Here is a 13372-nt window from a genome sequence, read left to right as displayed (position 1 = left end):
AAAAAAATCTTGATTATGACGTCGAATATTCTTATCTCGACATCAGCCCAAAGTCGCACGTGCCCATGGGTGTCCGCCGAACCCTCGAATTGGTGAGGAAATCGGTAAGGTACCTGGAATTAACCCCTCCAGTCGCTATTCCGGCCAACCGGAAAATGCGAGGACGCCTGAAGCAACGACGGTGCGGGCCTTTTTGTTCTCTCCCTGCTTTCCATCAGCGGGGGTTACTGAAGAGGCACACCTTCATTGCCGGAAGTGCGGTAGGGAACTCCCTCCAATCCATGGCAGACAAAGCCGGATTGATGTCGCTTTCGCGGCGTTGATCCATCATTCGCGCTATCAAGCGCTTGCAAAGGTTCCGGGGTCTCCACCGGCTGGTTCCTGCGCAAGTGGTTGGTTGCCCTTTGTCCTCCGGTGTTTCCGGAGCTCTGGAATTGGAAGAGGGATTGATATGACCACTCAGCGCATCCGCGACTTTCTCGCAACCCGACGTCCCGATGGTCCCTGCCTCGTGGTCGACCTCGACGTCGTGCGCGACAACTTCTCCGCCTTCCGGCATGCGATGCCGGACAGCGCGATCTACTATGCCGTCAAGGCAAACCCGGCTCCGGAAGTCCTGAAGCTGCTCGCCGACATGGGTTCCAACTTCGATTGCGCGTCCGTCGCCGAAATCGAAATGGCGCTCAATGCCGGCGCTACCGCCGCCCGTATTTCCTACGGCAACACGATCAAGAAGGAACGCGACGTCGCCCGTGCGCATGCGCTCGGCGTCAGCCTTTTTGCGGTCGACAGCCACGAGGAAGTCGAGAAGATCTCGCGCGCCGCTCCCGGTGCCCGCGTGTTCTGCCGCGTTCTCACCGATGGCGAAGGCGCCGAATGGCCGCTGTCGCGCAAGTTCGGCTGCGTGCCGCAGATGGCTGTCGACGTTCTTGTCTATGCTCATCAGCTCGGTCTGGAATCCTACGGCGTGTCCTTCCATGTCGGCTCGCAGATGACCAAGGTGGATGCCTGGGATTCGGCTCTTGCCGATGCCAAGCGCGTCTTCGTTCAGTTGGCCAAGCAGGGCATCCACCTGCAGATGGTCAATATGGGAGGCGGCTTCCCGACCAAGTACCTGCGTGACGTTCCGTCGGCCGAGGCTTACGGTCGTGCGATCTACCAGAGCCTTCGCGATCACTTTGGCAACCAGATTCCGAAGACGATCATCGAACCGGGCCGTGGCATGGTCGGCAATGCGGGCGTCATCAAGACGGAAGTCGTGCTGATCTCGAAGAAGTCTGACAACGATGCTGCCCGCTGGGTGTTCCTCGACATCGGAAAGTTCGGCGGTCTCGCCGAGACGATGGACGAAGCCATTCGTTACCCGATCCGCACGACGCGCGACGGCGACGAGATGGAGCCCTGCGTCATTGCCGGCCCGACCTGCGATTCGGCCGACGTGCTCTACGAAAAGAACCTCTATCCACTGCCGATCTCCCTTTCGATCGGCGACGAGATCCTGATCGAAGGTACCGGCGCCTACACGACCACCTATTCGGCGGTCGCGTTCAACGGCTTCGAGCCGCTGAAGGCCTACATCATCTAATTAGCGCCGGCCCCGTAACCAGCCGGGGCGGCACCCTCACAATTTCCATTCACCGCCGCTAATAACGGTTTTGGGTACGGGAGGCCACGATGGCCGCTGTTCTTGATTCTGTCCGCGCATTCTTTGCGCCCTCTGTCTTCACCATCGACGCCGAAAATCCCGGCGACGTCGTGGCGCGCGAAGCGCTGCTTGATCGCGCCATGGGTCCTCACCGCCGCAGCAAGTCGTCGGAAAAGATCCGCCGCAGCCGCATTCCGGCGGAAGGCTTGGCGATTGTTGCGCGCGACCAGGACGGCCATGTGATCGGCACGGTGCGTCTCTGGAACGTCGAAGCCGGCGTCAATGCCGAGGGCACGCCGATCAATGCGCTGCTGCTCGGGCCGCTGGCCGTCGATGCTGTCTATGAAGGCAAGGGTGTCGGTTCGGCGCTCATGCGTGCGGCGATCCTTGAAGCGAAGAACCGCGGCCACGGTGCCATCCTGCTTGTCGGCGATGCGCCGTATTACGAGCGCTTCGGCTTCTTCGGAGAGAAGGCCCGGCACCTTGTCATGCCCGGTCCGTTCGAACGTTCGCGCTTTCTTGCGCTCGAGCTAACCGAAGGCTGGCTTGACGGCGCAGCCGGCATGATCGTCCCGTCGGGACGGATGCTGACCAGCGCGCCGATCCGCAGGGCCGCCTGAGCGACCGAGCCTGTCCCGGGCGGGGAAGGCATTTTGTGGCATCCCATCGTGGGAAACCAGATCTCAGGGGCGCCGGAAGAGCCGGCGGGTAATCCCTTATAGGTTGAACAGGCTGCGTACCTCTTGGCGTTTCCGGCTACTTGACGACGCTTGCGTCAACGAGCTGGGTTCCGGCGGTCTGAACGACATTTTCAGGTATGGCGGCAATGAAAAACATCGTGAAAGCATAGACTGCGAAGATCGTCGCTGCCCCTGTGGCTTTTAGAATCATCAATGCACTCCTATTCTCAGGAGCTTAATGTGGGCTCAAAAACTGGCTTTCCCAAGAGTTTTCTGAACGCCAGATGAACAAAAAACTGTGAGAGTAAATATTAACGATATTTTAGCAACACCTCAGCCACGACCCTCCGGCGACGAATTTCATGGTTTGTTCTGCTGATATTGCAACAAATTCAATCACGTAGCTATTTTTTTGTGCAATCTTTTTCCTCCCCCTGCGTGAGTTCCTCTATGATTGGATGGTCATCGGACAGGGAGCCGGGTTCATGAACCCGTACGCCTACCGTTCATATTTCGGCGCACGATGACGGTCGCAGAAGATGAATCAGATGCTGTCAGGCTGGATGAGTGACCGGGGGAACCAGGTCGGCAGACGCTCCTGCCGGACTGGAGACGCCGGAACATCGAATGTGATCGGGCGGGCCGAACAGCATGACGCCCAATGCCTATAGCAGTACCGCCTGCCTGTTCCCACTGCTGCAGACTGCCACGGAGGCTTTTCCGGCGCGGCTTTTCGTGCTGGCGAGGGAGAGGCCCGCCCGACGCCCCGACCGACAGACCTTTAAAATCTTAGAGGTGCTCCCAATAAAATTGCAAACGTCCCCGCATATAACAGCACCACTTCATCTCGGGGATTTCGATGATTCTGGATCTGCGGACGATCTACGTCGTTTCTGCAATGACATGCTTCGTGCTGGGGAGCGTTCACCTCGCGGCCTTTTACACTGGGCGTTTTGGACGTTGGCCCGCTTGGTGGGGGGCGAGCAATTTGCTGGTCGGCATCGGATCTTTCTTCGTCTCCCTGCGCGGGACGGTTCCTTCTTTCGTTTCATTCGATGCCGGTAACGTCACAACGATCGCCGGCTACCTCCTGATGTTCTTCGCCGTTCGAATCTTTGCTGACCGGCCGGTCGACAAACGCTATTGCGGGCTTGCCATTTGCTCCATCAGCCTGTTCGTTCTGATCTTCACGATTGATCCGACGGCGGTGTCCGCGCGGGTTTTCTATGTTTCCGTCGTTTGCTGCCTCTGCGATCTTGCAATCCTTCGAGAAGGGGTCGGCATCTTCAGGCGCGAAAAACTCTTCTCGGCCGGTGTCCTTGCCTGGCTCTACTTGCCGACAGCGGCAATCTTTCTCGTTCGAGGTCTTCTTGCGGCTACAGGGGATATTGCCGGGCCGAATCCTTTTGGAAGCAGCCTAGCGCACGGCTGGATGGCGGCGACCGCGGTGGTCTTCATCGCGCTGCGCAGCATGGTTATTGTGCTCATGGCGGCCGAGCGCAGCAGGAACAGACTTGTCGAGATAGCGCATCACGATCCGCTGACTGGCGTGCTGAACCGGGGTGGCCTGATGCAGCATCTTCCCTTGTCAAAGGTGCAATCGCTCGCGTTGCTGGCCATAGACATCGATCATTTCAAGCAGCTGAACGACCGGCATGGCCATGTTGTCGGCGATGACATACTTCGGCTCTTCGCCCAGGTCGCTCAGGCTGCACTGCGCGCTGGCGATCTCCTGTCCCGGCAGGGCGGCGACGAGTTCCTCGCGGTGCTGAAGGATGTCCCGGAGGATGGCGCCGTGGTCGTGGCCGAACGCCTAAGGCTGGCTTTCTCGGCTGCCGCTTCGCACGTGCCGGGGCTGGCAATGTCCCCCACACTCAGCATCGGCGTTGCAACAAGCAGGCAGTCAGATGTCGATTTCGAGCGGCTCCTAAGTCAAGCGGATGAGGCGCTCTATTCCTCAAAACGCCAGGGCAGGGACCGGGTCGAAGCGTTCGTGGAGCAGGAACACGCTGCCTGAGGGCTCAAACCCATTGTTGTGACAGAGACTCAAACGTCGCGAGTCCGTGTCAGGGCGTTGTTTCCTGCAGCTCAGATATTCTGATCCATGGTTTCCGCCGGGATTTCGTCGGCGCGGTGGATACGCACGACTTCCGCCGGCACTCCCGCGACCGTGCAGTGGGCCGGAACCGTCTTCACCACGACGCTGCCGGCAGCGACCTTGCTGTAGGCGCCGATCTCGATATTGCCGAGGATCTTGGCGCCGGCGCCAATCATGACCCCGCGACGGATTTTTGGATGCCGGTCACCGGTTTCCTTTCCGGTGCCGCCAAGTGTGACGTTCTGGAGGATGGAGACGTCGTCCTCGATGACCGCTGTTTCACCAATGACGATGCCGGAACCATGGTCGAGCATGATGCCGGAGCCGATGCGGGCCGCCGGGTGGATATCCGGGCCGAATGCCAGGGAGGCAAGATTGGCGAGCCAGCTTGCCATTTCCACGCGGCCGGCATTCCACAGCGCATGTGCGATGCGGTGAATCTGCAGCGCGTGAAAGCCCTTTAGGTTCAGCAGCGCATGCAGGTATGTGGTGCAGGCCGGATCGCGCTGCCGGACCGCCATCAGATCGGCTTCGACACTCGCCAGAATGTCCAGCGTCAGGGTACCGGCCAGCAGATCGATGAGGGCCGACGTTTCGACCTGAGCCACGGAAAGCCGCGAGGCGAGCACGCGCGCGACGATAACAGCATTATTTTCAGCGTCGATGATTTGCGATTGCAGGAGGTGCCGCAGGACGGGCTCGCGCTCGGCCAGTGCGGTTGCCTCCGTACCGATCGCCACCCACGCCGAGGGATCGTTGGCAATGGCAGGGATGATCTCGGCGAGGGCGTTTCCGGTCTGCGGCATGTCTTTTTCCTACGCTGCGATGTCGACGACGCCGCAATCGCCCGCTTCCGAAGCGAAGGCAAGCAGCTTTCCGTCCTTGTTCCAGCTCATCGACGTGATAGCGCCCTTGCCGGGGCGGCGAAGCAGGGCTTCCTTGTTGTCCGCGAGCCGAACCGCCAGGATCATGCCATCGATGAAGCCGATGGCAAGGATATCCTCGGCCGGGTGGAACTTTACGGATGTCGCCATGATGTTGGCGCGGGTGCCGAGCTCGAGCGGCGCCTTGCCCATCGGGCCGTCCTTGCCCTGGAACGGCCAGACGATGGCAGCGGGGGCGCCCGATGAGGCGAGCCATTTGCCCTTTGCGGACCAGGAGAGCGATTTCACCTTGGCGGGGTAGCCGGTCATGCGCATGTGGCGGGCTTCAGCGCCTGGCTTGGCATCCAGCTTCCAGCCGTGCAGGGCATTCTCCTGCATGGTGGTGACCAGAAAATTGCCGTCCGGCGAGAAGGTGACGCCGGTGTGGGCGCCTTTCCATTCGAGATCGACGGGCTTTGCAGCGGTGCCGACCCAATGCATGGAGACGCCGTTGTAGCGCGCAGCGGCAATTCGCAGTCCCTTGGGTGCAAAGGCGAGACCCTCGACTGTGCGCTCCTCGGTGAATTCCTTGGTCGTGCCGTCGGACAGGCGCACGAAGCTGCTCTTGCCGAAGGAGTAGGCGATGGCACCCTGCGGGCCGGCTGCGACCTGCGAGATCCATTTGCGCGGTGCGCTGGCAAGCTCGGTGACGCCGGCGTCCGCCGATATGCGCAGCACCTTGCCGTCTTCGCCGCCCGAAATCAGGCCGTCGCCATAGGGGTCGCGGATGCAGGTGATCATGCCCTGGTGGGCTTCGGAGACCTTTTCGCCGCCGTCCAGCCGATGAAAGCTGCCGCTGGCGTTCGCGAAGAAGGGGATATCACCTAGAAATTCGACGGCCAGAATATGGCCGTCGAGATCAAACGGGGCAACTGTTGGCATCAGGCGGCTGCCTCGCACGCCTTGAAGGAGGCTTCCAGCTTTTCGCGGTCAAGTTCGCGGCCGATGAAGACGAGACGGGTCTCGCGCTTCTCGCCATCTTTCCAAGGGCGCTGGTGATCGCCCTCGACGATCATGTGCACGCCCTGAACGACATAGCGCTCGGCGTCGTCCTTGAAGGCGATGATACCCTTCAGGCGCAGGATGTTCGGCCCTTGCGTCTGGGTGATCTTCTGGATCCAGGGGAAGAAACGCTCAGGGTTCATTTCGCCGCCGCGAAGCGATACCGACTGGACCGTCACGTCATGGATCGGCGACACGGCGCCGTGGTGGTGATGCTCATGCCCGTGATCATGATCGTGGTCATGATGATCGTGCCCGTGGTCGTGACCGTCCGCATGATGATGGTGGTCGTGGCCATGGTCGTGATCGCAATCCGGACCGCAGACGTGGTCGTCATGGTCATGATCGAGGAAATGGGGGTCGTTTTCCAGTGCACGCTCGAGATTGAAGGCGCCCTGATCGAGCACGCGCGCGAGATCGACGCCGGAACGGCTGGTCTTGTAGACGCGGGCCGACGGGTTGATGGCGCGAACGATATCCTCGATTTGCGCCAGCTCTTCCGGCGACACGAGATCGATCTTGTTGATCAGCACGACGTCGGCAAAGGCGATCTGGTCTTCCGCCTCGCGGCTGTCCTTGAGGCGCAGCGGCAGATGCTTTGCATCCACCAAGGCCACGACAGCGTCGAGCTCGGTCTTGGCCCGCACGTCGTCGTCCATGAAGAAGGTCTGGGCGACCGGCACAGGATCGGCAAGGCCCGTCGTTTCGACGATGATTCCGTCGAAGCGGCCTGGGCGGCGCATCAGGCCCTCGACGACCCGGATCAGGTCGCCGCGCACGGTGCAACAGACGCAGCCGTTGTTCATCTCGTAGATCTCTTCGTCGGACTCGACGATGAGGTCGTTGTCGATGCCGATCTCGCCGAACTCGTTGACGATCACAGCATACTTCTTGCCGTGGTTTTCCGACAGGATGCGGTTGAGCAAGGTCGTCTTGCCGGCGCCGAGGTAGCCGGTGAGAACGGTAACGGGAATTGGCTTTGGCTGCGTGGAGATTGCGTCGGTCATGAGAACCTCGAAAGATGGGGGCTCGCCCAAAGCCGGAGGCCAAGGGCTCAGAAATTTCGTCGGTTTCATATAAGGAGTTGAGCGCGGCAGTTCAAAGGGTTTTGTATGTTATAAGATCACATTACCTGGGTGATGCGGCTATACGAGTTGCGAGGCATCAAACGCATCCACATCCTGTAGCAGCTCCACCAGGCCTTTCACCGCGTGCGCGATCAGCGCTTCGCCCTTTTCCGCAGTCGCTGCGGCGGCGTTGCCGGCGACGCCCTGGGTGCTGAGGTCTGACATCCTCCAGCCGAAAGCATGCGGGCCATAGGCGCGCAGATGCTGGAAGCGGGCGGCAAATTCGGTCTGGCGCGAAGGGAAATTTGCAGCCCTGGTCATGTCGACCTTGTCTGGATCGAGTGCCAGCATCACTGACGTTTCGATGTCGCCGCCGTGGATGTCGATTGACTTTTCCTCCGGCGGGATGATGCCCGGGGGAATGCCGAAGCGGCTCCAGCTGGTGGCGACGGCCAGCATGTCGAAGCGGACGCGAGCCTCGGTGGCAACGATCGTCATCAGCGGCGAATTGCCCCCGTGGGCATTGAGCATGACGAATTTGCGGATGCCCTCTGCGAACAGTTGCTCCGCGATCCCTAGCCAGCGATCGATTGCCTCGTCGTAGCTCAGGGTTTGCGTGCCCGCCACATCCATATGTTCGATTGAGTAGCCGACGGGCTCGGTCGGCAGAAACGTCGCCGGCAGTCCGGCTGGCAGCGCCGTCTTGAGCCGGGCAACGATGCCTTCGGCGATCAGCGTGTCCGTGTCGAAGGGCAGGTGAGGGCCGTGCTGTTCGTGCGCGCCAAGCGGAAGGACGGCGATCCAGCGCCTGCGGTCATCGGCCGAAAGGTTCGGATCGTTATCCTCGAAGTCGAGTGTAGGCGCGATCATCCGGCTAAGGCCCCTTGTTTATGACGAGATCATGCGCAATGTCATAGCGCAGCGCTTTCAAGGCTTAAAGATCAAAGGGATGGCGATGGGCAAGAAGCACAAGGACGGCAAGAAGCAGAAGTCCAAGAAGAAGGACCAGACCGAGTATACGGTCGCCGATCTTTCGCCGGCTCTCACCCAGGCTGCGCGCTCCATGCGCACCGTTCTGTCCCGCAATCTGCTCGATAGCGGACTTTACGCCGGCCAGGACGGCGTCATCCTGTCTCTTGCCGAGAGCGACGGCATGACAGCCGGTGGACTGGCGCAGAAGCTCGGCGTCAAGGCGCCGACGATGACGCGCACGATCGGCCGTATGGAAGCCCAGGGCTTTCTGGAGCGCAAGGCGGACGCAGACGATGCGCGGCTCACCAAGGTTTACTTGACGGCCCTTGGCCGCGGCAGCGTAAAGGCCATCGAAATGGGATCGGCCGTATGTGACGCGCTTGCCACGCAGGAGTTCTCGGAGAAGGAAATCCGCAATCTCGTTCGAATGCTCAAGGCGATCGATGCCAACCTGCAGACGGAAGCCATTGCGCTGGATGAACCGGATGAAATCTGACAGATTTGTGAAATTACGAATTGCCTCCCCCGATTTAATCTTTTAATTAAACATTTTAAGAGCGCTTGGCTTTTCCTATGGCCGAGGCGCCCAAGAAAAACCCGCGCGTTGCCTGGGGAGGACACGTGGCTCAAAAGATCAAGCTGTCGACGATTGCCGAAACGCTCGGCATTTCCACTGCAACCGTATCTCTTGCCTTACGCGACAGTCCGCTGGTCGCAGGCACGACGCGAGACAAGATCAAAGAGCAGGCGCGGGCGCTCGGCTATATCTACAACAGGCGCGCCGCCAGCCTTCGTACCTCGCGTTCCGGCATCATCGGTGTGGTCGTGCACGACATCATGAACCCGTTCTACGGCGAGATCCTGAAAGCGATTGAGAGCGAGCTCGACCGCAGCCGCCATACCTTCATTCTCTCCAACCACTACGACTCGGTCGAAAAGCAACGCACCTTCATCGAGACGCTGCTGCAGCTCGGGGGCGACGGCGTGATCATGTCGCCCGCCATTGGTACGCCGCCGGAGGACATGCAGCTTGCCGAGGACAACGGCATGCCAGCGATCCTGGTTGCCCGTTCAATGGAAGGCTCCGCCCTGCCGACCTATCGCGGCGACGACAGCTACGGCATTTCGCTTGCCACCAACCACCTGATCGGCCTCGGCCATCGCTCCATCGCCATGATCGGGGGTACGGACCAGACCTCGACCGGCCGCGATCGCTACCAGGGCTATGTCAATGCGCTTCGCAAAGCGGAGATAGACGTCGATCCGGGCCTTCGCATTCCTGGCCCGCGCTCGATGCAGGGGGGCTTCGAGGCGGCGGTGCATTTCCTGTCTCTGCCGCAAAAGCCGACGGCGGCGGTCTGCTGGAACGATCTCGTGGCCATCGGGCTGATGAACGGGATTGCCCGCGCCGGCCTCGTGCCGGGCAGGGACATTTCCGTCACTGGCTATGACGATCTCGAGGAAGCCTCGATCTCCATGCCGGCCCTGACGACCGTGTGGAACGGCCAGGCAGAAGTCGGTCGGCTTGCCGCCCGCGCGCTTCTCGACCGCCTGGCGGGCAGTCACGAGCCTGACGGCATTCATCTCATCAAGCCCGAGATGCGTATCCGTCAATCGACCAGCCCGTATCGGGCCCGGACATAAATCAAAGAGGAAATGCCATGTCCCGCATCGCCGTTCTCGTCCCGGGGAATATACACGAGCGCGTTCTTGTGCGCCTGAAGCAGCGCTACGATGTCATCCAGGCGGACGCGCTGACGCTTGACGCCGAGACCGCTCAGCGCATTCGCGGCGTCGCTGTTTCCGGCACGCTCGGGGCCGCGGCGATCGACAGGCTTGCGAATGTCGAGCTGATTTCCAGTTTCGGCGTCGGCTATGACGGGGTCGATGCCAAGCATGCAGCCTCGAAGGGCGTCGTGGTGACCAATACGCCCGATGTCTTGAACGACGAGGTCGCGGATACGGCAATCGGTCTGCTTCTGAACACGGTCCGCGAATTTCCACGCGCCGAAAACTGGCTGCGAGACGGAAACTGGAAGCCGGGGCAGAACTATCCGTTGTCGCGGTTTTCGCTGAAGGGCAGACATGTCGGGCTGTACGGGCTTGGCCGTATCGGCCAGGAGATCGCCACCCGCCTCGAGCCGTTCAAGGTGAAGATCAGCTACCACACCCGTTCGCGCCGCGCCGATGCTCCCTACGACTACTATCCGACGTTGCAGGGTCTGGCGGAAGCCGTCGATACGATGATCGCCATCGTTCCGAAGACGCCGCAGACGCACAAGACGGTAAATGCCGAGATCCTGTCTGCGCTTGGTCCCGATGGCGTTTTTGTCAACGTCGGCCGCGGCTGGACGGTGGACGAGGACGCGCTTGCAGCAGCGTTGACGTCAGGCGCGCTCGGCGCCGCTGGTCTCGATGTCTTCTATGACGAACCAAACGTGCCGGCTGCCCTTTTGGCTATGCCAAATGCCGTTCTTTTGCCGCATCTTGCCTCCGGCTCCGTCCCGACGCGCAACGCGATGGCCGACCTGGTCGTGGACAATCTGATCGAGTGGTTCGACAACGGCAAGCCACTGACGCCGGTTCCGGAAACGCCCGCGAACTCATAAGATCCCAGAACGATCCTGCGGGCATGGCGGGCTTCGGCTCAGGCCACGACCTTCGACAGCAGCGACACGGACCTCTTGCCCGCATAATCCCGAACGGCGTCGCCGAATGCCGCGAAGATCTGATTCGACGGCTTGTCGGTCTCGGCCCAGTACTCGGGGTGCCATTGCACGCCGACGGCAAAGGCTTCGGCGTCGATGACGGAGACGGCTTCGATCGTGCCATCTTCCGCCACGGCCTCGATCTGCAGGCGCGGCGCCGTTTTCGCGATCGCCTGGCGATGCAGCGAGTTCACCTGAACCTCGCCGGGGCCGATGATGCGGGCGATGCAGGAGCCTTCCTTGACGAAGACGCTCTGGCGAATCGCATACATGCCGTCGCGGTCGACGTCGGCGGGCTTGCGGTGGTCCCAGATGCCCGGCTGTTCCTGGATTTCGCTGGCGAGCGTGCCGCCGAGCGCCACGTTCAGCTCCTGAATGCCGCGGCAGATGGCGAGCAGCGGTACGGCGCGGTCGATCGCACGGCGGATCAGGGGCAGCGTCGTCGAGTCGCGGGCAACGTCGAAGGGTCCGTCGGCATCTGTTGACTGCCTGCCGTAGAAAGACGGGTGGACGTTGCTCGCCGAACCGGACACGAGAACGCCATCCACCCGGTCGAGGATCGCATCGGTCTCATAACCTTCCTCGAAGGCAGGGATGATGAAAGCCATGACGCCGGCGGCATTCAACGCGGCGCGGACATACTGATGCTGAACGACATGCCAGCTGGCACCGTCGAAAATGCGGGTATCTGCAGGAACGGCGACGACAGGCTTCATTTTCACCCCGGGAAAAGATGGTATCGGCTATGTGAAAGACCAGAAAGGCTCCGAAGTCAACGTTTCGATGCAAGGTGGGTGCAATTGCGACGGCCAGCGGCACCTTCCCTGAAAGCGTCGCTAAGCTTCTGATTTGGATGGATATGCCCTTGTCTTCAAAATGGCGCCTTGATCTCCCAAGATTGAGAGGTAGACGCTTTTGCGTCAGCATGCTTAGTTCATTTTCATGCTGCGGGCAGGGATAAGGGTATGCCACGCAGCGCCATCTAATTGGAGGTTTTTGATGGATCGTCGTTCATTTATGAAGAAGGCAGGAACCGCCGGCGCCGGTGCGGTGGCTGCAACTGCGCTGGCGGCTCCCGCCATCGCACAGGAAAATCCGAAGATTTCGTGGCGCATGACGTCGTCGTTTCCGAAGAGCCTCGATACGATCTACGGTGGGGCGGAAGATATCGCCAAGCATATTGCTGCATCGACGGACGGCAATTTCACCATCCAGCCTTTTGCCGCCGGCGAAATCGTTCCCGGCCTGCAGGCGGCGGATGCCGTCAGCACGGGCACGGTCGAGGCGGCCCACACCTGCTCGTACTACTTCGTCGGCAAGGACCCGACCTACGCGATCGGCACCGCCATCCCGTTCGGTCTCAACGGACGTTTGACCAACGCGTGGTTCTATCAGGGCAATGGCAATAGCTTGATGAACGAGTTCTACGCGACACAGGGCATCTATGGCCTGCCGGCCGGCAATACCGGCGCCCAGATGGGCGGCTGGTTCCGCAAGGAGATCAATACGCTCGATGACCTGAAGGGCGTCAAGATGCGTATCGCTGGCCTCGCCGGCCAGGTGATCAGCAAGGTCGGCGTCATTCCGCAGCAGATCGCCGGCGGCGACATCTATCCGGCGCTGGAAAAGGGCACGATCGATGCATCCGAGTTCGTCGGCCCCTATGACGATCTGAAGCTCGGGCTGCACAAGGTTGCCAAGTACTACTACTATCCCGGCTGGTGGGAGGGTGGCCCGACAGTCCACGCCTTCTTCAATCTCGAAAAATGGAACAGCCTGCCGAAGCACTATCAGGCGGCACTCAACGATGCGTGTGCCTTTGCCAATACCAACATGCTGGCAAAGTACGACATCAAGAACCCGCCGGCGTTGAAGCAGCTGGTGGCGGAAGGTGCCACGTTGCGCCCATTCAGCCAGGAGATCATGGAGGCCTGCTTTCAGGCCGCACTTGGAATCTATGGCGAGATTTCAGCGTCGAACCCGTATTTCAAGAAGATCTACGAGGATCAGACCGCGTTCAAGCGCGACGCCTACCTCTGGATGCAGCTCGCGGAATACACCTTCGACACGTTCATGATGATCCAGCAGCGGGCAGGTAAGCTTTAAATGGGGCGGGCAGGGGCCTTTTGGGTCTGAATCCCCGGGGGCGCGCGCGGTCATGCCGCGTGGCCCTCACCTATGCTCTCCCAGTTGCCGGCTGGCGACGACACGTCGCAACCGTGCGGTAGATCCCTCCCCGCCGACGAGGAGGGCTGCCGGCAGGCGGACGAGGGAGTT

The 13372-nt window shown here is 60.7% G+C and carries 13 protein-coding genes; 7 read left to right on the top strand and 6 right to left on the bottom strand.

Annotation, left to right across the window (positions count from 1 at the left end; genetic code table 11):
- Positions 1–451 precede the first annotated feature (451 nt).
- Together odc2 and AC1D2R_RS14765 are read left to right on the top strand one after the other, a co-directional pair.
- Positions 452–1585, top strand: a complete 1134-nt coding sequence (gene odc2, locus AC1D2R_RS14770) for an ornithine/lysine decarboxylase (protein ID WP_477968014.1) — start codon at positions 452–454, stop codon at positions 1583–1585.
- A gap of 89 nt (positions 1586–1674) precedes the next feature.
- A complete protein-coding gene (locus tag AC1D2R_RS14765) occupies positions 1675–2265 on the top strand; it encodes a GNAT family N-acetyltransferase (protein WP_477968013.1) in 591 nt (196 codons plus the stop codon).
- A 136-nt stretch (positions 2266–2401) separates the two neighbouring features.
- On the opposite strand, the gene AC1D2R_RS14760 is transcribed toward AC1D2R_RS14765, so the two are convergent.
- Complete coding sequence (locus AC1D2R_RS14760) at positions 2402–2536, bottom strand: hypothetical protein (RefSeq protein ID WP_477968012.1); 135 nt, start codon at positions 2534–2536, stop codon at positions 2402–2404.
- Between the two features lie 648 nt (positions 2537–3184).
- Between AC1D2R_RS14760 and AC1D2R_RS14755 the strand changes: the two genes are divergently transcribed.
- Positions 3185–4342, top strand: coding sequence for a GGDEF domain-containing protein (locus tag AC1D2R_RS14755; protein ID WP_477968011.1), 1158 nt, complete (start codon positions 3185–3187; stop codon positions 4340–4342).
- Positions 4343–4413: 71 nt separating this feature from the next.
- Here AC1D2R_RS14755 and cysE read toward each other — a convergent pair whose 3' ends face one another.
- From cysE to AC1D2R_RS14735, 4 genes are all read right to left on the bottom strand, one after another.
- On the bottom strand, positions 4414–5229 hold the full coding sequence (gene cysE, locus AC1D2R_RS14750; RefSeq protein WP_477968010.1) for a serine O-acetyltransferase: 816 nt from the start codon (positions 5227–5229) through the stop codon (positions 4414–4416).
- Positions 5230–5238: 9 nt separating this feature from the next.
- The gene (locus AC1D2R_RS14745) at positions 5239–6228 is read right to left on the bottom strand and encodes a WD40 repeat domain-containing protein (protein ID WP_477968009.1); all 990 of its coding nucleotides are present in this window, start codon (positions 6226–6228) and stop codon (positions 5239–5241) included.
- Positions 6228–7355 (bottom strand): CobW family GTP-binding protein, encoded by a 1128-nt coding sequence (locus tag AC1D2R_RS14740; protein WP_477968008.1) that lies wholly within the window; start codon positions 7353–7355, stop codon positions 6228–6230. Before AC1D2R_RS14740 ends, AC1D2R_RS14745 begins: the two co-directional genes overlap by 1 nt.
- Before the next feature lie 138 nt (positions 7356–7493).
- On the bottom strand, positions 7494–8285 hold the full coding sequence (locus tag AC1D2R_RS14735; protein ID WP_477968007.1) for a creatininase family protein: 792 nt from the start codon (positions 8283–8285) through the stop codon (positions 7494–7496).
- 31 nt (positions 8286–8316) lie between these two features.
- Between AC1D2R_RS14735 and AC1D2R_RS14730 the strand changes: the two genes are divergently transcribed.
- From AC1D2R_RS14730 to AC1D2R_RS14720, 3 genes are all read left to right on the top strand, one after another.
- The gene (locus AC1D2R_RS14730) at positions 8317–8883 is read left to right on the top strand and encodes a MarR family winged helix-turn-helix transcriptional regulator (RefSeq protein ID WP_477968006.1); all 567 of its coding nucleotides are present in this window, start codon (positions 8317–8319) and stop codon (positions 8881–8883) included.
- A 125-nt stretch (positions 8884–9008) separates the two neighbouring features.
- Complete coding sequence (locus tag AC1D2R_RS14725; RefSeq protein ID WP_477968005.1) at positions 9009–10031, top strand: LacI family DNA-binding transcriptional regulator; 1023 nt, start codon at positions 9009–9011, stop codon at positions 10029–10031.
- Between the two features lie 17 nt (positions 10032–10048).
- Entirely contained in the window at positions 10049–10996 is a 948-nt protein-coding gene (locus AC1D2R_RS14720) for a 2-hydroxyacid dehydrogenase (RefSeq protein ID WP_477968004.1), read from the top strand.
- Positions 10997–11034: 38 nt separating this feature from the next.
- Here AC1D2R_RS14720 and AC1D2R_RS14715 read toward each other — a convergent pair whose 3' ends face one another.
- Positions 11035–11811, bottom strand: coding sequence for a gamma-glutamyl-gamma-aminobutyrate hydrolase family protein (locus AC1D2R_RS14715; RefSeq protein WP_477968003.1), 777 nt, complete (start codon positions 11809–11811; stop codon positions 11035–11037).
- A 283-nt stretch (positions 11812–12094) separates the two neighbouring features.
- Between AC1D2R_RS14715 and AC1D2R_RS14710 the strand changes: the two genes are divergently transcribed.
- Complete coding sequence (locus tag AC1D2R_RS14710; RefSeq protein ID WP_477968002.1) at positions 12095–13201, top strand: TRAP transporter substrate-binding protein; 1107 nt, start codon at positions 12095–12097, stop codon at positions 13199–13201.
- Positions 13202–13372: the final 171 nt, after the last annotated feature.

It is taken from the genome of Rhizobium sp. P1_C7 (genome assembly GCF_056406295.1).
Note: the sequence above shows the minus strand (reverse complement) of the source record. Positions and strands in the feature narration are given on the sequence as shown.

Coding starts and splice junctions, on each gene's coding strand:
- AC1D2R_RS14755 (WP_477968011.1), top strand. CDS start 3,185: ATGATTCTGGATCTGCGGACGATCTACGTCGTTTCTGCAATGACATGC.
- AC1D2R_RS14710 (WP_477968002.1), top strand. CDS start 12,095: ATGGATCGTCGTTCATTTATGAAGAAGGCAGGAACCGCCGGCGCCGGT.
- AC1D2R_RS14760 (WP_477968012.1), bottom strand. CDS start 2,536: ATGATTCTAAAAGCCACAGGGGCAGCGACGATCTTCGCAGTCTATGCT.
- AC1D2R_RS14730 (WP_477968006.1), top strand. CDS start 8,317: ATGCGCAATGTCATAGCGCAGCGCTTTCAAGGCTTAAAGATCAAAGGG.
- AC1D2R_RS14720 (WP_477968004.1), top strand. CDS start 10,049: ATGTCCCGCATCGCCGTTCTCGTCCCGGGGAATATACACGAGCGCGTT.
- AC1D2R_RS14745 (WP_477968009.1), bottom strand. CDS start 6,228: ATGCCAACAGTTGCCCCGTTTGATCTCGACGGCCATATTCTGGCCGTC.
- odc2 (WP_477968014.1), top strand. CDS start 452: ATGACCACTCAGCGCATCCGCGACTTTCTCGCAACCCGACGTCCCGAT.
- AC1D2R_RS14740 (WP_477968008.1), bottom strand. CDS start 7,355: ATGACCGACGCAATCTCCACGCAGCCAAAGCCAATTCCCGTTACCGTT.
- AC1D2R_RS14735 (WP_477968007.1), bottom strand. CDS start 8,285: ATGATCGCGCCTACACTCGACTTCGAGGATAACGATCCGAACCTTTCG.
- AC1D2R_RS14715 (WP_477968003.1), bottom strand. CDS start 11,811: ATGAAGCCTGTCGTCGCCGTTCCTGCAGATACCCGCATTTTCGACGGT.
- cysE (WP_477968010.1), bottom strand. CDS start 5,229: ATGCCGCAGACCGGAAACGCCCTCGCCGAGATCATCCCTGCCATTGCC.
- AC1D2R_RS14765 (WP_477968013.1), top strand. CDS start 1,675: ATGGCCGCTGTTCTTGATTCTGTCCGCGCATTCTTTGCGCCCTCTGTC.